Source organism: Aeromonas rivuli (assembly GCF_000820045.1).
Lineage (GTDB): Bacteria > Pseudomonadota > Gammaproteobacteria > Enterobacterales > Aeromonadaceae > Aeromonas > Aeromonas rivuli.
In genome coordinates this window covers 106,766-126,991 of record NZ_CDBJ01000055.1, presented here as the reverse complement: position 1 = coordinate 126,991, position 20,226 = coordinate 106,766, and the positions used below count along the sequence as shown (strand labels likewise).

Genomic DNA, 20,226 nt, shown 5'->3' with positions numbered 1-20,226 from the left:
CGGGGCTTTTTGCTATCGGATATGCCGGGATCAACCAGGGATCATTCGTCGCGCTTGTCGCGACTGAGCAAAGCGATGGCAGCCTCTTTCGGGTTGCGGCCCTGATAGAGCACCTGGAAGATCTGCTCGCAGATGGGCATCTCGACGCCGCAGCGGGCCGCCAGCAGATGCACTTCCTTGGTGTTGCGATAGCCTTCCACCACCTGACCGATCTCGGCCATGGCGGTATCCACCTCTTTACCGGCCCCGAGCGCCAGACCGAAGCGGCGGTTGCGGGACTGGTTGTCGGTACAGGTCAGCACCAGATCCCCGAGCCCCGCCATCCCCATAAAGGTCTTGGCATCGGCACCCAGGGCCGCACCGAGGCGCTGCATCTCCACCAGACCCCGGGTGATGAGCGCGGTTCTGGCGTTGGCGCCAAAGCCCAGGCCATCCGAGAGACCGGCGCCGATGGCGATGACGTTCTTGACCGCCCCCCCCAGTTGCAGACCGATGAAGTCCGGATTGGTATAGACCCGGAATGATCGGCCGCAATGGAGCAGATGGGAGAGGTCGTCGGCGAAATCGTCGTGGGTCGAGGCGACCGAGATGGCCGTCGGCAAACCGGCGGCCAGCTCTTTGGCGAAGGTCGGACCCGAGATGACCGCCAGCGGTATCTCCTCCCCCAGTATCTCGCGGGCCACATCCTGCAGCAGCCGGCCGCTGTCCGGCTCCAATCCCTTGGTGGCCCAGGCGATACGAGTATCGGGACGCAGGAAGGGTTTGATCTCGGTCAGCACCTGGCCAAAGACATGACTCGGCACCACCAGCAGCAGCACGGGAGCGGCTTGTACCGCCTGTTCGAGATCCGCGCTCAGCTGCAGCGTAGCGGGGAAGGGCACATCCGGCAGGAAGGCCTTGTTGCAACGATCGGCTTCCAACACGGCGACATGAGCCGGATTATGGCCCCATAGCAGGGTCGAATGACCGTTACGGGCCAGAGAAATGGCAAGGGCGGAGCCATAAGACCCCGCCCCCAACACCGAAATCGCGATCGGGTCGGCCATTGATCAGGCTTCCGCTGTTGCCTGTTGAACCTGAGCCTGTGCCATGTGCTGGGCAAACAGGGCATCGAAGTTGACCGGTGCCAGGTTCAGCTGCGGGAAGGAACCCTTGCTGACCAGGTTGGCCACGGCTTCGCGGGCATAAGGGAACAGAATGTTCGGGCAGAAAGCGGCCAGGCAATGCGCCAGCTGTGGCTCCGGCAGGTTGCCGATGCTGAAGATACCGGCTTGCTGCACTTCACACAGGAAGGCGGTCTCGGTTTCCAGCTTGCAGGTGACGGTCAGGGTCAGTACAACCTCATACACGCCGTCAGCCAGGACGCTGGTCTTGGTGTCCATGTCCAGCTTGACGTCCGGTTGCCACTCTTTCTGGAAGATGTGCGGCGTGTTCGGCGCTTCGAAGGAGACATCCTTGGTGTAAACACGCTGGATGTGGAATTCCGGTTGTACTTCCTGGTTGTTGATTTCGTCAGCCATTCTTTTGATTCCTTTGATAAAAATGTTGGGCGCACGCCCTTAAATCAGCGTTTTTTGGTTACCGGCAGATTGTCTGCACGCCATTGGGCCATGCCACCGCTGAGCACATACACCTGCTTGAAGCCGGCCTTGCTCAACTGACGGGCCGCGCCACCAGCGGTCATCCCCGACTCGCACACCACTATGATGGGGGCATCTTTATGCTTTTCAACCGCGCCCAGATTATTGGCCTGGATCTGGCTGGCGGGCAGGTGCTGGGCACCGGCCAGATGACCCTTGGCATATTCGTCCTGGCTGCGGGTATCAACCACGATGGCGTTCTCACGGTTGATAAGCAGCGTTGCACCGTGGTTATTTACCGTTTTAACCGGAGAGAGGCTGGCACGTACCGTGGTGTAGATCAGGGTGCCCGCCAGACCCAACCAAGCCGCCGACAACAGCGGATTGCGGGTCGCAAAATCCAAATACTCTTGCATCTTTTACTATCCAAAGACCGAGACAAGTGGCCGAGTATACATGGGCCCCCAGTGAAGATCAGCCATCTTGGCGGCAAAGCGAGAGCGGGCTCCCATCAAGGTGCCGCCTCGGGCCACCTCCCCCTCAATGGGCCGTCTTCTATATAAGGATGGAGGCTTGATGGTCATCTTGGGCAACGGGATAACCCTCGATAGACAAGCTGACAACATGCCGAAAACGGCTCGATAACAGCGAAAAATCCAAGGGGGAGAGGCGCTTGGGGATCAGGTGACTATTTCGGCAGATGTAGTAATATTACGCTAGTTTCGATTCCCCAGTTCATTCCTATCCGAGAGGACATAGCTTTATGTCAACAGCGAAAAAACCCCTGGTTTTGGTCATCATGGACGGTTGGGGCTACAGCACCAAGCAAGAGCACAATGCCGTTGCCGCCGCCAAGACCCCGAACCTGGACCGCCTGGCCCATGACTACACCAGCACCCTCATCTCAGGCTCCGGCCTGGACGTGGGCCTGCCCGATGGCCAGATGGGCAATTCCGAAGTGGGCCACGTCAACATTGGCGCCGGTCGCATCGTCTATCAGGAATTGACCCGCATCTCCAAAGACATTGCTGAAGGTACTTTCTTCAATAACGTCGAGCTGGGCAAGGCCGTCGACAGCGCCGTCAGCAACGGCAAGGCCGTGCACATCATGGGCCTGATGTCCCCGGGTGGCGTACACAGCCATGAAGAACACATCATGGGCATGATCGAGATGGCCGCCAAGCGTGGCGCCGAGCAGATCTACTTCCACGCCTTCCTGGATGGCCGCGACGTCCCGCCGCGCTCCGCCCAATCCTCCATCGAACAGTTCGATGCCCTGTTTGCCCGTCTGGGCAAGGGTCGCTTCGCCTCCATGATCGGCCGCTACTTCGCCATGGACCGCGACAACCGCTGGGATCGCGTGCAGCAAGCCTATGACCTGATGACCCAGGGCAAGGGCGAGTTCACCGCCGACAACGCCAGCGACGCCCTGGCCGCCGCCTATGCCCGCGACGAGAACGACGAGTTCGTCAAGGCCACCCGCATCGGTGCCGCCGCGCCCATGAACGACGGCGATGCGCTGATCTTCATGAACTTCCGTGCCGACCGTGCCCGCGAAATCACCCGTGCCTTCGTCGATAGCGATTTCACCGGCTTTGCCCGCGAAGCGACCCCGGCCCTGAACTTCGTGATGCTGACCGAATACGCGGCCGACATCAAAGCCGTCTGCGCCTATCCGCCCACCGCCCTGGTCAACACCCTGGGTGAGTGGCTGGCCAAGCAGGGCAAGACCCAGCTGCGCATCTCCGAAACCGAGAAGTACGCCCACGTCACCTTCTTCTTCAACGGTGGCGAAGAGGCCTGCTTCCCCGGCGAGGATCGCGAGATCGTCGCCAGCCCGAAAGTGGCCACCTATGACCTGCAGCCGGAGATGAGCTCGGAAGAGCTGACCGACAAGCTGGTCGGCGCCATCAAGAGCGGCAAGTACGATGTCATCATCTGCAACTACCCGAACGGCGACATGGTCGGCCACACCGGTGTGTTCGATGCCGCAGTCAAAGCCTGTGAAGCCGTTGACCACTGCATCGGCCGCGTCACCGAAGCCCTGGCGGAAGTGGGTGGCGAATGCCTGATCACCGCCGACCATGGCAACGCCGAGAAGATGCTGGACGAAGAGACCGGTCAGGCCCACACCGCCCACACCAACCTGCCGGTGCCGCTCATCTATTTCGGCCGCAAGGCTGAAGTGGCGCAAGACGGTAAATTGTCCGATCTGGCCCCGACCATGCTGACCCTGATGGGTCTGCCGGTGCCGCCGGAAATGACTGGCAAGCCCCTGATGATTCTGAAATAATCCTGCCCCATGCGGGGATGCGGATATATTTCACTCAAAACCAGTCGCGTCTGCCTGTTGGCAGGCGCGCTGTTTTTTGCGTTTGGCCCGGCCCCTGTGTCGGCAGCCAACGAACTCGGTCAGATGCAGTCCCAGATAAAGGATCAGCGCAAGACCATCAAGCTCAGCAAGGGCGAACTCGCCAAGCTCAACAATCAGTTGAAGCAAGATGAGCAATCCATTTCCGCGGCGGCCGCCAAACTCAACGAAACCAGGCGGCAGCTGCAGCAGAACCAGCGCAAGCTGGTTGAACTGCAACAGAACAAGAGCGAGCTGGAGCAAGAGGCCAAGCACCAGAAGCAACTGCTGGCCAAACAGGCCGAGAGCGCCTTCCAGGCCGGTAATCACGACTATCTCAAACTGCTGCTCAATCAGCAGGATCCGGCCAAGATCAGCCGCTCCCTCGACTATTACGACTACCTCAACAAGGCGCGCATCGAGGCCATCGATGCCCTGAGAGCCACCCGCACCAAGCTCGCCAAGAACCAGCAAGCCACCCAGCAGACCGAACAGGCACTGCAGAGCCTGCTTGGCGAGCAGCAAGAGCATCACCAGAGCCTGCTGGCCAGCCAGCAGAGCCGCGCCAAGGTGCGCAACCAGCTGCAGCAATCGGTACAAGACGACGAACAGAAGCTGACCAAGCTGGTCAAGGCGGAGAAAGCCCTGAAGGCCCGGCTGGAAGAGCTGCGTCGCCAACGGGAAGAGCAGGAACGCCGTGAACGGGCCGAGCGGGAGCGACTGGCCAAGTTGAAGGCCGAGCAGGAGCGCCAGCGCCGTCTGGAGGCGCAACGCCTGGCCGCCGAGCAGAAGCGGATTGCCGAACAGCAGCGGATCGCGGCCGCGCAGCAGAAGGTCGGCGAGCAGAAGCGGCTCGCCGCCGAGCAGCAGAGAGTCGCCGCGCAACAAGGCAGGGTTGCACAGCAGCAAGCCACCGCCCGCAACAGCGCCAAGGCAAGTGCCAACGGCTACGCCGGCCTCAGCACCAACGGCAGCCTGCGCTGGCCGGTGCAGGGCCCCATCCTCATCTCTTACGGCTCCCAGCGCACCGGCCAGCTCAAGTGGAAAGGCACCCTGATCGGTGCCAACGAAGGGACTCAGGTCAAGGCAGTGGCGCCGGGGCAGGTGGTCTATGCCGACTGGCTGGATGGCTTCGGCATGTTGCTGGTGATTGATCACGGAAAGGGCTACATGAGTCTGTATGGTCATAACCAGTCGCTGCTACGCCAGACCGGTCAGAAGGTAGAGCAGGGTGAGCCCGTCGCCTTGGTCGGTGACAGCGGTGGCCAGGACAGGCCCGGTCTCTACTTCGAAATCCGCTACCAGGGCGAGGCGATCAACCCCAGCAAGTGGCTGGCGCGCCGCTAAGACCACTCATCAGTTCACACCAAGAGCCCGCGACTGCGGGCTCTTTGTTGTCTACCGCCCCCCGACTGACGAGGGCGACATGTTGAAAGATGACGGAGTGACGAGGGCTCAGGGGAAGACTTGGATACCCAGGGTCTCCAGCAGGCCCTGCTGCTGGTACTCGCTGATCTGGACCCCCTGGAGATCAACCCGGCGCAGATCCAGACCGGGCAGATCGCAGCCACGCAGATCGCAGCCGGTGAGTGTGACACTCTGCCAGTCAAATTGGTCAAACTCCCCATGACTCAGATCCGAGCCCACCAGGGAAGCCCCTCTCAGGTTCGCGTTCTGCCAGCGGTTGTTGCTCAGCTCGCAACGCTCCAGCAGACAGGACTCCAGATTGGCGAAGCTGAAGTTGTTGCCGGTAAGATAGGCCTCGCAGAAGTAGCTCTTGGGGGTGATCTGGTTGGCGAAGCTGGCCTGGGCGAGGTTGATGCCCACCGCCTGGCAGTCGCGCATCTCCAATCCCAGGCACTGGCTGCGGCTGAGATCCGCCAGGGTGAGATCGCAGCGCAAGAAACTGGCTTCGCGCAGATCGCAACCCTGCAGCAGGCAGTGCTGCTCCGTCTCCCTGTCATAGAAGCGACACTCCACGAAGCGGCACTCCCGCAGATCCAGCCAGGAAAAGTTGCACCCCAGGAAGAGGCAGTGCTCGAATTGCTCCCCCTCCACCTCATCGGCCGCAAACCTGTGCCCCTGGAATGTCTTGCCCTTCACCATGATTCCCTCCTCTTCACTGGCGTCATATGCTGACTTTTTTGCGCAAAAACGGTAATGTTACACGTAACATTACCCCGGGATCCCATCATGAACGACAGCCGTAAACGCCGCCCTACCCTGCAGGACATTGCCGATCTGACCGGCATGACCAAGATGACGGTGAGCCGCTACCTGCGCGATCCCCAGGCCGTGGCCGAGGCTACCCGGGAGCGGATCGCCGCCGCCGTCGAGCAGCTTGGCTACATACCCAACCGGGCGCCGGATATTCTCTCCAAGGCCACCAGCCGCGCCATCGGCATCCTGATCCCCTCCCTCTCCAACCAGGTTTTTTCGGCCCTGGTGCGTGGCATAGAGTCGGTGACCCGGCCCGCTGGCTATCAGACGCTGCTCGCTCACTACGGCTACAGCCCGGAGCGGGAAGAGGAGCAGGTGGCCTCCCTGCTCTCCTATCATGTGGATGCCTTGATCCTCTCGGACAGCCTGCATACCCCCCGCACCCGCAAGATGATTGCCACCGCCGGCATCCCGGTGGTGGAGACCATGGATCTGCCGGAGCAGCCCATCGATCTGGTGGTCGGCATGGATCACCGCGCCGCCGCCCGGGCCATGGTAACAGAGATGCTCAGCCGGGGCCGCCGTCGTCCCATCTATCTGGGAGCCCGACTCGATGTGCGCACCCGACTGCGGATGGAGGGTTATTACCAGGCCATGGCGGAGGCTAATCTGCCCGGTCGCCACCTGCTGACCGAGCGCGCCTCCAGCTTCACCCTGGGGGGAGAACTGCTGGAGCAGGCTCTGGCCGAGTATCCGGATCTCGATGGCCTCTACTGCACCAACGACGATCTCGCGGTCGGCGCCCTGCTGCGCTGCCAGGCGCTGGGCATAGCGGTACCAGAGCGGCTCGCCATCGCCGGCAGCAATGCCCTGGACATTGGCCGCGCCATGAGCCCCAGCCTGGCCAGTATCATTACCCCCCGTGAAGCCATGGGGCGCGAGGCCGCCACCCTGCTGATGGCGAGGCTCGCCGGCAACCCCATGCCCCAGACCCGGATCGATCTCGGTTTCACCCTCTATCAAGGTGACAGCCTGGGCTAAATTCCCCTCATCCACAGCACGCTGGGTCGCGCGCAACATAAAAGAGAGGCCACCCTGGGGTGGCCTCTCTTGTGGGGTGCCGTCACGGACCCGGGGAGATGGGCTCTTGAGCAACGCTTGTTTAGCGTGTCACCAAGGCAACCGCCTCGCGGGAGAGGCGGGTCACCTCTGCCCAGTTGCCACTCTTGAGCGCCTCGGCTGGCAGCATCCAGGAGCCGCCGACGGTGGCAACGCATTTCAGCGCCAAGTAGTCGGCGACATTGTGCGGGCCTATGCCGCCTGTGGGACAGAAGCGGATCTGCGGCAGGGGCGCGGCGATGGCGGCAAGCGCCTTGGTACCGCCATTGGCTTCGGCCGGGAAGAACTTGAGATGGTCATAACCGGCTTCCAGCGCCTGCATCACCTCGGAGGCGGTGGCCACCCCCGGGATCAGTGGCGCCGTGCCGCTGGTGGCATGGGCCAGCAGTGCCGGTGTCATGCCTGGGGAGATGACGAAGCGGGCCCCGGCGGCCACAGCGGCATCATACTGGGCACTGTTAAGCACAGTACCGGCGCCCACCATGGCGTCCGGCATCGCCTCGGCGATCAGCTTGATGGCCTCCAACGCCACCGGGGTACGCAGGGTGATCTCGAACACGGAGATGCCACCGGCCAGCAGAGCCCTGGCCATGGGCAGCGCCTGATCCAGTTCATTGATGACCATGACAGGCACCAGCGGAGAGGCGGCAAACACCTCGGCCGGGGTCAATTTCCAGTTTTTCATCGTCTTTTCCTTATTCGACTCGTCATTACTCGAAAATGGTGGCGCCGCACTCGGCGCTCGATACGGTGCGGCGCATCACGCTGAACAGTTCACGGCCCCACCCCTCTTGCTCCAGGCTGAGATCGATCTCGGCCTGAGTGCGGCCAGTCAATTCGCTCAGGCTATCGAGGCGGCCGGACTCTGTATCCAGACGCAGCATGTCGCCGTCACGCAGCAGGCCGATGGCGCCGCCATGCAGTGCCTCCGGCGTGACGTGGATGGCGGCCGGTATCTTGCCGGAGGCGCCGGAGAGGCGACCATCGGTGACCATCGGTGACCAGGGCGACCTTGTATCCCGCCTTCTGCAAGTTGCCGAGCACCGGCATCAGCATGTGCAACTCGGGCATGCCGTTGGCGGCTGGCCCATTATGGCGCACCACTATGATGGCATCCTCATTGAGTTCACCCGCCTGATAAGCGGCCGCCACGGCATATTGGGAAGAGAAGATCCGGGCCGGTGCCTCAACCACCCGATACTCGGGGCCACGGCGGAGACCTTGATCACGGCGCGGCCCAGATTGCCGTCGAGCACCTTGGTGCCGCCGCTGGCCTGGAACAGCTGGCCGCTCGAAGAGAGCACGCTGGGATCCGTGCTCTCGCCCACCGGATGCCACGCCAAGACGCCCTCGATCAACTGCGGCGCCGTGAGGTAGTCCGCCATGGTACCGAAGGTGGGAGTGGCGTCCATGTTGAGCAGATCCAGTTCGGCCAGACGGCGCATCAGGCCGGGCACGGTACCCGCCTGCTGGAAGGCGTTCACGTCGGCCGGTCCGCTCGGATACATGCGCACCAGCAGCGGCACCACATCGGAGAGGTCGCTCAAGTCGTCCCAGGTCAGCACCAGACCCGCGGCGCGGACCAGAGCCACCATGTGAATGCTGTGGTTGGAGCTGCCGCCGGAGGCGAGCAGGGCGACCAGGCCGTTGACCAAGGTGCTGCTCCATCGTGCTGTCCCACGTCAACGACTCCGGCTTCTGGCTGGCGAACCGTTATCTGGGGCTCTCCGAGAAGCAGACACTGCAGACCTGGACGGTGATGGAGACCATCATCGGCACCACGGGCGGCGTGGTCGCCATGATCATTTTCAGCCTGCTTTAAGCACAAGCCTGTCAATAAAAGGCCTCCATCCTGAGGCCTTTTTCACCTTTCTGATGATTGTTGCTTTGGCTGAGGGGGTGAGATTGCTAGAATCGCCTATTCGTCGCCCCGAGTGGAACGCTTAACTCAGTGATATCAGGTTTCTCTATGTATTCATCGGCCCATTATCGACACCTGTTGGCGAACTTGCCCCAGATTGCCGTCGCCGCACAACAGTTCCAGACACTCTACAGTGCCCGGGATTTCAAGAGCCGGATCCTGTCGCTTATCCAGCACGCCCGCCAACGCATCTATCTGGTCGCCCTCTACCTGCAAGATGACGAGGCTGGCCGTGAAATCATGGCTGCCCTCTACGCCGCCAAACAACGCAATCCAGCCCTCGACATCAAGCTGTTCGTCGACTTTCACCGTGCCCAGCGCGGCCTGATCGGCAAGGGCAAACAGGGGGGCAACCATCTGATGTATCAAGAGATGGCTGCCCAGTATCCGTACCAGATCGAGACCTACGGCGTACCGGTCAAGGGGCGCGAGCTGCTGGGGGTGCTGCACCTCAAGGGCTTCATCTTCGATGACACCCTGCTCTATTCCGGTGCCAGCCTGAATGACATCTATCTGCATCAGCAGGAACGTTACCGCTTCGACCGCTACCACCAAATAGAGAGCACTGAGCTGTGCCGCGCCATGGTCAACTACGTGGATGACCAGTTCGTCGCCAATCCCGCCGTGCAGCGCCTCGACAGTGCCGAGATCCCGACTGCCAAGCAGCTCAAGGGACCTATCCGCCGCTTCAAGATGAGCCTGCGCCAGAGCCAATACCGCTTCAACACCAGCAAGGCCGATGGCCAGCAGATCGCCATCACGCCGCTGGCGGGCCTGGGCAAGCGCAACAACCTGCTCAACCGCACCATTCGTAATCTGGTGCGCGCCACCGAGCGGGAGATCTTTATCTGCACCCCCTATTTCAACCCGCCCAAGGAGCTGAACAAGGACATAGAGTCCCTGCTCAACCGGGGTTGCAAGGTGACCATAGTGGTGGGTGACAAGACGGCCAACGACTTCTTTATCCCCCCCGGTGAGAAGTTCAGCACCATCGGCGGCCTGCCCTATCTGTATGAGACCAATTTGCGCAAGTTCGCCGAGCGCAATCAGCATCACATCGATGCGGGTCGACTCAACCTCATGCTGTGGCGTCATGAGCGCAACTCCTATCACCTCAAGGGCATCTTCGTCGATGAGGAGTGGGCCCTGCTCACCGGCAACAACCTCAACCCGCGCGCCTGGGCGCTGGATCTCGAGAATGGCCTGCTCATTCAGGACAGGGATCGCCGGCTGGCCGAACAGTTTGCCACCGAGAAGGCCAACATACTGGCCAACACCAGCCGCATCGGCAACTACAGCCAGGTGGAAGAGCCCAAGGACTACCCGGAGCAGGTGCGCAAGCTGCTTGCCCGGATCCACAGGGTCAAGGCGCACCTGTTGTTGAAACGCATTATCTGATCCCCTGCCCATGCTGCGCCTAACACCAAAGGCCTGCCGTTTTCGGCAGGCCTTTGTCATGGCGGCTGGCTGCTTGTCGCTGCAACGCGGCTTGCACCGCAACCTCAATAACCCCTATCATCTGGACATATTTACAGTATTCGCGGGCATCTGATTGATGAAATTGGATAAAATTCCTCTCGATAGCCTGAAGGGCGTCGGCAGCAAGATGCAGGAGAAGTTCGAGCGGCTCGGACTGGCCACCGTGCAGGATCTGCTGTTCCACCTGCCCCACCGCTACGAAGATCGCACTCAGGTGTGGCCCATCGGCGATCTCATTCCCGGTCTGCATGGGGCGGTCGAGGGAGAGATCCAGGATACCCAGCTGGTGATGGGCCGTCGCCGCATGCTGGTGTGCCGCATCAGCGACGGCACCGGCTCCCTCACCCTGCGATTCTTCAATTTCACCGCCGCCCAGAAAAACAGCCTGGCCCAGGGCAGACTCATCCGTTGCTTCGGCGAGACCCGACCCGGCAAGTTCGGCCTGGAGATGGCCCACCCCGAATACAAGCTGCTCGGTGAGGAGCAGGCCGGTCAGACCGAAGAGGCGCTCACCCCCGTCTATCCCGCCACCGAGGGGCTGCGTCAGCTCACCCTGCGCAATCTCACCGATCAAGCGTTGCTATTGCTGGCACAACACGGGGTGGAAGAGCTGCTGCCCGCCGGTCTCTATCCCCAGCAGACGGATCTGGCTGCCGCCCTGCAACTGCTGCACAGGCCACCGCCCTCGGTCGCCCTGGATCAACTCGACAGCGGTCAACATCCGGCCCAGCGCCGTCTGGTGCTCGAAGAGCTGCTGGCCCACAACCTGTCGATATTGAAAGTTCGGGCCCAGGCCCAGACCCAGCATGCCCACGCCCTGGCGCCCGCCCCCGAGCTGGTTCAGCGCCTGCTGGGTGCCCTGCCCTTCAGCCCCACCGGCGCCCAGAGCCGGGTAGTGGCGGAGATAAGCCACGATCTGCAACAGAGCCATCCCATGATGCGGCTGGTACAGGGGGACGTGGGCTCGGGCAAGACCCTGGTGGCGGCCTTGGCGGCACTGCAGGCCATCGGCAGCGGCTGCCAGGTGGGATTGATGGCGCCGACCGAGCTGTTGGCCGAACAACACGCCATCAACTTCAATCACTGGCTGGCTCCCCTGGGGATCCAGGTCGGCTGGCTGGCGGGCAAGCAGAAAGGCAAGGCGAGGGAGGAGGCGCTGGCTGCCATTGCCGATGGCAGGGTGCGCATGATTGTCGGCACCCACGCCATCTTCCAGCAGCAGGTGGTGTTCGAGCGCCTCGGGCTGGTCATCATAGACGAACAGCACAGATTCGGGGTGCATCAGCGCCTCGCCCTGCGCGAGAAGGGAGAGCGGGAGGGGGTCCACCCCCACCAGCTCATCATGACCGCAACCCCCATTCCCCGCACCCTGGCCATGACCGCCTATGCGGATCTCGATACCTCCGTCATCGATGAACTGCCGCCGGGCCGCACTCCAGTCACCACGGTCGCCCTGCCGGACAGCCGCCGTGGCGACGTGATAGAGCGGGTCAAGCTCGCCTGCCAGGAGGGCAAGCAGGCCTACTGGGTCTGCACCCTGATCGAGGAGTCCGAGGTGCTCGAGTGCCAGGCCGCCGAAGATACCGCCAGCGAGCTGCAGACCCTGCTGCCCGGCCTGCATATCGGTCTGGTCCACGGCCGGATGCGCCCCATCGAGAAGCAGCGGGTCATGGAGGAGTTCAAGGCGGGCATCTTGCAGCTACTGGTCGCCACCACCGTCATCGAGGTGGGGGTGGATGTGCCCAACGCCAGCCTGATGATCATCGAAAACCCGGAGCGACTCGGGCTGGCCCAGTTGCATCAGCTGCGGGGCCGGGTCGGCCGGGGATCGGTCGCCTCCCACTGCGTGCTGCTCTATCACGCCCCCCTCTCCAAGACGGCCCAGAGCCGGCTCGGGGTGTTGCGGGAGACCAATGACGGCTTCCTGATCGCCCAGCGCGATCTGGAGTTGCGTGGCCCCGGCGAGCTGCTCGGTACCCGCCAGACCGGCTTGGCGGATCTCAAGATAGCCGATCTGGTACGCGACCAGGCGCTCATTCCCCAGGTGCAGAAGCTGGCCCGCTATCTGATGGATCAGCACCCTAGTCATGTCGAGCCCCTGATCCGCCGCTGGCTGGGTCTGCGGGATCACTACTCCAATGCCTGACCCCGGGGAGCCCCACTCTGTTGCCACTTAATCTGATGCCAAGGAGGCTGTGACTCATGAATGCCTGGTTACGCGCCCTGCTCTACACTCTCGCTTTCCTGTTGCTGTTCGTCTGGATGGGACTGGGGCTGTTCGATGCCGAGCGAGCCAAGGACCCCATCGCCAACTGGCTCAGCCGCCAGACCGGTGAACCCGTGGCCATAGGCCGGCTGGTGTTCAACCCGCTCCACCCCTATACCCTGCTGGCGGAACAGGTGAGCTATGGCGAGGCGGTCAAGTTTGACAAGGTCTACATCGAGGTCGACAGCATAGACTGGCTCAGCCGGGATGTGCGCCTCGCCCATCTGGACCTGATCAAGCCCAGCATTCGCTGGCCACTGCCCAACCAGCTGCCGAGCCTGCCGCTGCGCTCCCTCACAGTGCAAGACAGCAAGATTGACGGGCTCAACCTCATCAGCGATGAGCTCAAGCTGCAGGGGGCCAGCGCCACCCTGAGCAACTGGCAGCTGCTCAGCCCGGGCCAACCCGTGCTGGCGGATCTCTCGCTCAACATCAACCGGCTGGAGACGCCCAAACTGACCCTGACCCGCCTGGCGCTGGCTGGCAAGCTGCAGGGTCAGGTGCTGACCACGGATAGACTGGTGACTCAGTTGTTTGACGGTGTCGCCGAGGCTGGCGTGGTGCTGGACTGGCCCGCCCGCAGCCTGCGCCTGCAGGATCTCAAGGCCAGGGGGCTGCGCATCGAGCTGGCGGACCTTGGCGACCAACCCTGGCCCCTGCGCCGGGTCAGTCTGGATCGCGGCGACTTCCAGCATGTCAGCCTCAACTCCCTGACCGACGAGTTCTCCCTCAATGACTTCAATGGTGAATTGAGCCAGTTCGAGTGGCAGAGGGGCAGCGCGGCCAGCGGCCAGCTGCTCGGCAGCCTGGGAGATGCGGGCCGCGGCCTGTTTCAGCTGGAAGATATCGAGGGGCAGCTGAGCTTCTCCGGTCAGCAGATCAACGCCACTCTCAAGGGCAAAGGCTATGACGGCAGCTTCGATGCCATGTTCAGCCTGGATCCCGATCGCCAGCAGTTGCGCCTGCGCCAGCTGAGCCTGACTGGCATGGACATCAACCTGCCCCAGGGGTGGTGGCAAGCCTGGCAGGCCGCGCGTCCAGCGCGGCTCGAGATAAGCCAGCTCCATTTCGACAAGCTGAGGGTGCTCTCCTTCGATGAGGCCCTGCCACTCTCCCTGAGCGGCTGGAACCTGGATCTGCAGCAGCTGGGGCTGGATGGCAGACAGCCCCTGGCCCTGAGCGAACAGGGGCTCCTCAATAGCGACTGGATAGAGCTGGCCTGGGACGGCCTCTCGGCCCGCAATGGTCAGCTGGCCCTCAGCGCGGCCCCTGGGCTCTGGCAGCTGAGCAAGCTCAGCAGCCAGTTGCCCGATGAGGGCAGTCTGGCTATCAATGGCCAGTGGAGCCGCGAGGCGCAACTCCCCTCCAGCCTCACCCTCAAGGGCGAAAAACTGGATCTGGCTCAATGGGGCAAGCTGCTCCACAGCCCGCTCTCCTTTGCCGGCAAGGCCGATCTCGCCATGGATCTGCAAGCCAGCTTGCCAGAGTGGCGCACCAGCCTGAGCGGTACCCTGAGCCTGGATGCCAAGGACCCCTTCTGGGACGGTGTGAAACTGGATCCTCTCCTCGATGAGTGGTTTGCCCAAGCCACGCCCCCGGGCCTGACTCAGGACGCCCTTTGGCAAGCCATGCAGGGGGGCGATACCCCCTTCTACCAACTAGCCCTGGCCGCAACGATTCAGGGGGGCAAGCTACAACTGACCCGCGGCGGCGCCTCCACCATCACCCACTTGCTCGCCTTGAGCGGCGGCCTGGATCTGGGCGGCGATCTGTGGCAAGTCGACATAGGCGCCCTCAATCGAGAGGGGTGCGCCGAGCTCATCGGTCAATGGCGCGGTCCGCTCGCGGCCCCCGAACTCGCCTGGCAGTTCAGTGCAGCCAAGGCAAATTGCGACTGGCAGGTTGGGGTCAGCTACCCCGCTCAGGGGCGTGACACCCCGCTCCATCGCCCCCCACCCCCCGATAGTCCGTCGGCGACGAACTCAGGTGGCTGAGCCCTGCAGATGCTCTCCCCATCAGCATCAAAGGCCTCCCAGGGGAGGCCTCTGATGCTTGCGTCCTAGCTGCGCTTCGCTGGCTGCACCACATAGCGGCCGAGGAACTCGGCGGCGAGCTGGCTGCCGCTGAACAGCTTTATTTTGAGGCTGAACTTGGCCGATTTCCCCTCCCGCAACGGTTGCAGCACGGCGGGCATCCCCTCACGAGCCACCCTGGCCTCCGGCTCCTTGGTCACCGGGCGGTAATACTTGATATCCCCCTCCGCCAGCACGGTATCACCGACCAGTCCCTCTTCCTTCAGTTGCAGCCAGATCAGGCCCCAGCCTGCCAGCACGCACTGGCTATAGATGCTGCCGGCGAACATGGTGTCATGGACATTGAGGTTGGCCGCCAGATTGGCCTTGAGATGGAAGGTCTGGCCGTCGTAATGGGTGATGTGTACCCCCATCTTTTCGCTGATGGGAATGCCCCTCGACCAGCGGGTGGTGAGATCCTGGCACCATTGGGGTCTGTACTCTATGGTCTGCAGCGGGCTCAGGGACTTGATCATCTGACGGTGGGGAATACGACCGAACGAGACGGGGCCCTCACCCACCTCGATGAAGCCGCATCTGCGATAGAACTCCACCGCCTCCTGGCGGGCATTCATCACCAGTCGCTTGACCTTCTCCTCACAGGCGAGCTGTTCCAGATCCGCGACCATGCGCATCCCCAACCCCTGACCACGGTACTCGGGCAGCATGGCCATGAAGCGGATCTGGGCCTCGTCCCCACCCACGAACAGGCGGCCCACGGCGATGGGGGTACCATCGGGGGCCAGCATCATGCGATGAATGGCGACTGAGTCATATTCGTCTCGCTCGGAGCCAGGGGGAAAGTTGAATGGCTTGCGCAGCAGTTCCCAGCGCAGTTGGTAATAAGCATCCAGCTCTGACTCTGTTTGAGGGGTTACCACCCGGTACATAGCGACATCCTTGGGTTACACTGGTCGAAAGCCATCTTGCCGTGCAATTTCATGGACTTCAATCTACAGACGTATCAGGCCGAACAGTTATTACATCTGGGAGTCAGTCCGAGCCGCCGCATCTGCGTTCAGCAAAATAGCGCTCATCGCTGGCTGGAGATAGATGGCGTGGTGCAATCCGCCATGGTGCGCACCGCACCGCAACAGCTCTGTCTGCCCCACCAGCAAGCCATCGCCAACCTGCTGCCAGCAAGGGCCGAACGCATACTTGAGCTGGGTCTCGGCGGCGGCGACATAGGCCGTCACCTGCTGGGTCGCTGGCCAGAGGCCAGCCTCGACAGCGTGGATCTCGACGCCGAGGTGATCAGCCTCTATCGCGACTTCTTCATGACGACGGGAAGTGCGGAGCGCCAGTGCCTGCATCAGGCCGATGCCCTCGCCTTCCTGCTCGAGCAGAGCGGTGACTACGATCTCATCCTGGTGGACTTGTTCAGTCAGGACGGCAACCCGCCCCTGCTGTTCAGCCCCCACTTCTATCAAGCCCTGGCGAGTCGACTGCGCGGTGAACTCATCATCAATCTGCTGCCCAGAACCGGACGAGAGCGGGATCAGGTGCTGCTGCTGGTCGAGCGCTGGATAGGCCAGCCGCAGTTGAGGGGAGTGCCGGGTTGCATCAACCAGATAGTCCATGCTCGCCAAGCCTGAGAAGCCTCATACCTGCAACCAGAAGGTGACGGGGCCATCGTTGAGCAGTGCCACCTTCATGTCGGCGGCGAATCGCCCGGTCTCGGTCCGCAGACCCGCCCCCCTGGCCTGGTCGATAAAGTATTCATAGAGCCTGTTGGCCTCCTCCGGCCTGGCGCCCCCCGAGAAGCTGGGCCTCATCCCCTTGCCGGTGTCCGCCGCCAGGGTAAATTGGGATACCACCAGCAGACTGCCCCCCACCTGGCTCACATTGAGATTCATCTTGCCGTTCTCGTCGGAGAAGATGCGATAGCCACTCACCTTGTGCAGCAGCTTGTCGGCCTTGCCCTCGTCATCCCCCTGCTCCACCCCGAGCAGCACCAGCAGCCCCTGATCTATGGCGCCAACCACTTCTCCCTCAACGGTGACGCTGGCCTCGCTAACCCTTTGAATCAATGCAATCATCCGCGACTCCTTTGCCTGGTACAGCTTGAAATGAAACGACCGCCCCGGGGCGGTCGTCCATGTTACCAACAAGAGGCCGAGTCAGCCCAGTTCCTCAATGGCCGGCTTCTCATCCCCCCGAGACAGGCCGTGGTCTCGGCAGCGAGCTGAACAAGCTCACATAGCCAGACAAACAGGATAGGCCCGGAGGGCGCCTGTCGAGCTAGCCCAGCTCTTCAGCGCCCGGCTTCTCGTACTCTCCCAAGCAGGCGGTAGTCTCGGCGCCCAGTAGTACCACCAGCCAGCTCAGATAGACCCAGACAAAGAGGATGGGGATCGTCGCCAAGGCACCATAGATGGCCTGATAAGAGGGGAAATTGGTGATGTAGAGCGCGAAGCCACGCTTGGCTAACTCAAACAACACGGCCGCGACCAGGGCACCGACCAGGGCGTGGGAGAGCCGCACCTTGCAGTTGGGCACCACAGTATAAATAAGCAGAAAACCAATGACGGAGAAGAGGAAAGGCAGGCCCCGCAGCAGCCAGTAACCGACCCCGAACAGCGCCTCTCCCTGGAAGATCCGCAGCGAGATGATATAGGAGGAGACGGCAATGCTGGCCCCGATGAGCACAGGGCCCAGGGTCAGGATCATCCAGTACATGGCGAATGCCTGGCCGAGGGGCCTGCCCCGGGTAGAGCGCCAGATGTAGTTGAGGTTCTTGTCGATGGCCGAGATGAGCATCAGCGCCACCACCACCAGCGCCCCTATCCCCACGGCCGTGGTATTGGTGGCATTGGCAACGAAGCCATCGATGTACTGCTTGAGGGCATCTCCCGCCGTCGGCACGAAGTTGACGTAGACGAACTGCTCCATCGCCTGCTTGATCCCTTCAAACACCGGGAAAGCCGACATCATGCCAAACACGACCGCTATCATGGGCACCAGGGAGAGCAGGGTCACATACGCCAGATAGCCCGCAGTGACCGTCAGCCGGTCTTGTTGAAAACGACCCCAGACGAAGTGGGCAAAATGGCGGCCATCGTGGCGCAAGAATGCGGAGGCGTGCGCCAGTTGCTGGCGAAAATGATGTTGCATATTAACGTCCTACGAGACAGATCCTGCCCCCTATTGTGTCAGACTCGCCACGGGATTGCCCGACCCCAGATAAAATGAGTCCTGTTTCCGACCTGACGGCGTCATCTCTGCGACTGCCCCGATGAGGGTCACCGAGCCCGGATCACCACCCCATTCCCGACGCCTTCCTTGCCATGCGCCCATAAAAAAATCCGAACACCAGGGGTGTTCGGATTTTTTATCACCACCATCAGACCGGATTAGCGGCCTGATGGGAGAGAGATCAGGCGCGACCGGAGCGCTTGCGATCCATCTCGGTCAGCAGCTTCTTACGAATACGTACTGCCTTGGGAGTGATCTCTACCAATTCATCGTTGTCGATGAACTCGAGAGCCTGTTCCAGGGTCATGCGGATCGGCGGAGTCAGCACTTGAGCTTCATCGGTACCGGAGGCACGCATGTTGGTCAGCTGCTTGCCCTTCAGGCAGTTCACGGTCAGATCGTTGGAACGGGAGTGAATACCGATCACCTGGCCTTCGTACACTTCGGTCGCGTGACCGATGAACAGACGACCACGGTCTTGAAGACCGAACAGGGCGAAGGTCAGGGCCTTACCGGTCGCGTTGGAGATCAGCACGCCGTTCTGACGCTCGCCGATGCTGCCACCCTTGTGCGGGCCGTAATGGTCGAAGGTGTGGTACAGCAGACCGGTACCTGAGGTCATGGTCAGGAATTCGGTCTGGAAACCGATCAGGCCACGGCTCGGGATCATGAAGTCAAGACGGACACGACCCTTGCCATCCGGGGTCATGTTGGTCATCTCGCCCTTACGCAGGCCGAGTTGCTCCATGACAGAACCCTGGTGGGTCTCTTCCACGTCCACAGTAACGGTTTCGAACGGCTCGTGCAGGACGCCGTCGATGGTGCGCAGGATAACTTCCGGGCGGGAAACCGCCAGCTCGTAACCTTCGCGACGCATGTTTTCGATCAGGATGGACAGGTGCAGTTCACCACGGCCGGAGACGCGGAACTTGTCCGGATCTTCAGTCTCTTCCACGCGCAGGGCCACGTTGTGGACCAGTTCATGGGTCAGACGCTCCATGATGTTGCGGGAGGTCACGAACTTGCCTTCTTTACCGGCGAACGGTGAGGTGTTGACCTGGAAGGTCATGTTCACGGTCGGCTCGTCAACGGAGAGCGGCGGCAGGGCTTGGACAGCATTGTTGTCACAGATGGTGTCGGAGATTTTCAGCTCGCCCAGACCGGTGATGGCAATGATGTCGCCCGCTTGCGCGTCGGCCACTTCGGTACGGGACAGACCCAGGTAGCCCAGTACCTGACCCACTTTACCGGTCCGGTTCTTGCCGTTGGCACCGACGATGGTGACCTGCTGGTTGGTCTTGACACGACCACGGGTGATACGGCCGATACCGATAACACCGACGTAGGAGTTGTAGTCCAGCTGGGAGATCTGCATCTGGAAACCGCCGTCGACATCAGCCGCAGGTGCTTCCACGTTGTCAACGATGGCCTGGAACAGGGGTTCCATGTTGTCGGACTCAACGCTTTGGTCCATGGTGGCCCAACCGTTCAGTGCAGAGGCGTAGACAACTTTGAAGTCCAGCTGCTCATCGGTGGCACCCAGGTTGTCGAACAGATCGAAGACCTGATCCATTACCCAGTCAGGGCGAGCACCCGGACGGTCGATCTTGTTGATGACGACGATCGGCTTCAGACCCTGGGCGAATGCTTTCTGGGTGACGAAACGGGTTTGCGGCATTGGGCCGTCAACGGCGTCAACCAGCAGCAACACGGAGTCAACCATGGACATGACACGCTCTACTTCACCACCGAAGTCGGCGTGACCCGGGGTATCAACGATGTTGATGCGGTAGTCGTTCCAACGGATTGCAGTGTTCTTGGCGAGAATGGTAATACCACGTTCTTTTTCCAGATCGTTGGAATCCATCAGACGCTCTTGACCATCAGTGGTACGGTCGAGGGTTCCAGACTGCTGCAGCAGTTTATCAACCAGGGTAGTTTTGCCGTGGTCTACGTGCGCAATAATCGCAATATTGCGTAAATTCTCTAACATTCTCGCCTCAATCACCGGGTAAAATTGGGCGCTAATTGTACTCTCGCCTTTGTGATCTGCCTAGCAGAATCGCAGTAGATTCACGCACTGC

Annotated in this window: 16 protein-coding genes and 2 pseudogenes; 8 read left to right on the top strand and 10 right to left on the bottom strand. The window is 61.6% G+C overall.

The genetic code is table 11. The annotated features are described in order from the left end of the window. Positions 1 to 41: 41 nt before the first annotated feature. Genes gpsA through BN1130_RS13660 form a run of 3 tightly spaced genes read right to left on the bottom strand, consistent with a single transcriptional unit; the run spans position 42 to position 1,996 of the window. Positions 42 to 1,046 carry an NAD(P)H-dependent glycerol-3-phosphate dehydrogenase gene (gene gpsA / locus BN1130_RS13670; protein ID WP_042042646.1) on the bottom strand — a complete coding sequence of 335 codons (1,005 nt, stop codon included), beginning with the start codon at positions 1,044 to 1,046 and terminating at the stop codon, positions 42 to 44. Between the two features lie 3 nt (positions 1,047 to 1,049). Continuing rightward, entirely contained in the window at positions 1,050 to 1,520 is a 471-nt protein-coding gene (gene secB / locus BN1130_RS13665) for a protein-export chaperone SecB (RefSeq protein WP_042042645.1), read from the bottom strand. A gap of 44 nt (positions 1,521 to 1,564) precedes the next feature. Beyond that, entirely contained in the window at positions 1,565 to 1,996 is a 432-nt protein-coding gene (locus BN1130_RS13660; RefSeq protein WP_005890807.1) for a rhodanese-like domain-containing protein, read from the bottom strand. A 347-nt stretch (positions 1,997 to 2,343) separates the two neighbouring features. Between BN1130_RS13660 and gpmM the strand changes: the two genes are divergently transcribed. Next, positions 2,344 to 3,873, top strand: coding sequence for a 2,3-bisphosphoglycerate-independent phosphoglycerate mutase (gene gpmM, locus BN1130_RS13655; RefSeq protein WP_042042644.1), 1,530 nt, complete (start codon positions 2,344 to 2,346; stop codon positions 3,871 to 3,873). 9 nt (positions 3,874 to 3,882) lie between these two features. After that, positions 3,883 to 5,277: a peptidoglycan DD-metalloendopeptidase family protein gene (locus BN1130_RS13650; protein WP_042042643.1), complete on the top strand. Its 1,395-nt coding sequence runs from the start codon at positions 3,883 to 3,885 to the stop codon at positions 5,275 to 5,277. A gap of 108 nt (positions 5,278 to 5,385) precedes the next feature. Here the strand turns inward: BN1130_RS13650 and BN1130_RS13645 are convergent, their stop codons facing one another. Beyond that, entirely contained in the window at positions 5,386 to 6,036 is a 651-nt protein-coding gene (locus tag BN1130_RS13645) for a Qnr family pentapeptide repeat protein (protein ID WP_042042641.1), read from the bottom strand. A gap of 87 nt (positions 6,037 to 6,123) precedes the next feature. Here BN1130_RS13645 and BN1130_RS13640 point away from each other — a divergent pair, with 87 nt between their 5' ends. After that, positions 6,124 to 7,131: a substrate-binding domain-containing protein gene (locus BN1130_RS13640; RefSeq protein ID WP_042042639.1), complete on the top strand. Its 1,008-nt coding sequence runs from the start codon at positions 6,124 to 6,126 to the stop codon at positions 7,129 to 7,131. Between the two features lie 121 nt (positions 7,132 to 7,252). Here BN1130_RS13640 and BN1130_RS13635 read toward each other — a convergent pair whose 3' ends face one another. Both BN1130_RS13635 and BN1130_RS13630 read right to left on the bottom strand, forming a co-directional pair. Beyond that, positions 7,253 to 7,894 carry a bifunctional 4-hydroxy-2-oxoglutarate aldolase/2-dehydro-3-deoxy-phosphogluconate aldolase gene (locus BN1130_RS13635; protein WP_042042637.1) on the bottom strand — a complete coding sequence of 214 codons (642 nt, stop codon included), beginning with the start codon at positions 7,892 to 7,894 and terminating at the stop codon, positions 7,253 to 7,255. A 25-nt stretch (positions 7,895 to 7,919) separates the two neighbouring features. Next, positions 7,920 to 8,867, bottom strand: a pseudogene (locus tag BN1130_RS13630) (dihydroxy-acid dehydratase domain-containing protein); the annotation flags it as partial. Positions 8,868 to 8,872: 5 nt separating this feature from the next. On the opposite strand from BN1130_RS13630, the pseudogene BN1130_RS21740 reads away from it, so the two are divergent. The 4 genes and pseudogenes from BN1130_RS21740 to BN1130_RS13615 all read left to right on the top strand — a co-directional run. Further along, positions 8,873 to 9,031 (top strand): annotated as a pseudogene (locus BN1130_RS21740) (GntT/GntP/DsdX family permease); the annotation flags it as partial. Between the two features lie 147 nt (positions 9,032 to 9,178). Further along, the gene (gene pssA, locus BN1130_RS13625; protein WP_042042636.1) at positions 9,179 to 10,528 is read left to right on the top strand and encodes a CDP-diacylglycerol--serine O-phosphatidyltransferase; all 1,350 of its coding nucleotides are present in this window, start codon (positions 9,179 to 9,181) and stop codon (positions 10,526 to 10,528) included. Positions 10,529 to 10,685: 157 nt separating this feature from the next. Continuing rightward, a complete protein-coding gene (gene recG, locus BN1130_RS13620; protein ID WP_042042635.1) occupies positions 10,686 to 12,755 on the top strand; it encodes an ATP-dependent DNA helicase RecG in 2,070 nt (689 codons plus the stop codon). A 56-nt stretch (positions 12,756 to 12,811) separates the two neighbouring features. Beyond that, positions 12,812 to 14,869, top strand: coding sequence for an AsmA family protein (locus tag BN1130_RS13615; RefSeq protein WP_042042634.1), 2,058 nt, complete (start codon positions 12,812 to 12,814; stop codon positions 14,867 to 14,869). Positions 14,870 to 14,934: 65 nt separating this feature from the next. On the opposite strand, the gene BN1130_RS13610 is transcribed toward BN1130_RS13615, so the two are convergent. Further along, entirely contained in the window at positions 14,935 to 15,837 is a 903-nt protein-coding gene (locus BN1130_RS13610; RefSeq protein WP_042042633.1) for a bifunctional GNAT family N-acetyltransferase/hotdog fold thioesterase, read from the bottom strand. A 51-nt stretch (positions 15,838 to 15,888) separates the two neighbouring features. On the opposite strand from BN1130_RS13610, the gene BN1130_RS13605 reads away from it, so the two are divergent. Further along, positions 15,889 to 16,542 (top strand): spermidine synthase, encoded by a 654-nt coding sequence (locus BN1130_RS13605; RefSeq protein WP_042042631.1) that lies wholly within the window; start codon positions 15,889 to 15,891, stop codon positions 16,540 to 16,542. Between the two features lie 6 nt (positions 16,543 to 16,548). On the opposite strand, the gene dtd is transcribed toward BN1130_RS13605, so the two are convergent. The 3 genes from dtd to typA all read right to left on the bottom strand — a co-directional run bounded on the left by dtd (position 16,549) and on the right by typA (position 20,135). Further along, a complete protein-coding gene (gene dtd, locus BN1130_RS13600) occupies positions 16,549 to 16,986 on the bottom strand; it encodes a D-aminoacyl-tRNA deacylase (RefSeq protein WP_042042630.1) in 438 nt (145 codons plus the stop codon). 202 nt (positions 16,987 to 17,188) lie between these two features. After that, a complete protein-coding gene (locus BN1130_RS13595) occupies positions 17,189 to 18,061 on the bottom strand; it encodes a virulence factor BrkB family protein (protein ID WP_042042629.1) in 873 nt (290 codons plus the stop codon). 262 nt (positions 18,062 to 18,323) lie between these two features. Continuing rightward, entirely contained in the window at positions 18,324 to 20,135 is a 1,812-nt protein-coding gene (gene typA, locus BN1130_RS13590) for a translational GTPase TypA (protein ID WP_042042628.1), read from the bottom strand. Positions 20,136 to 20,226 lie beyond the last annotated feature (91 nt).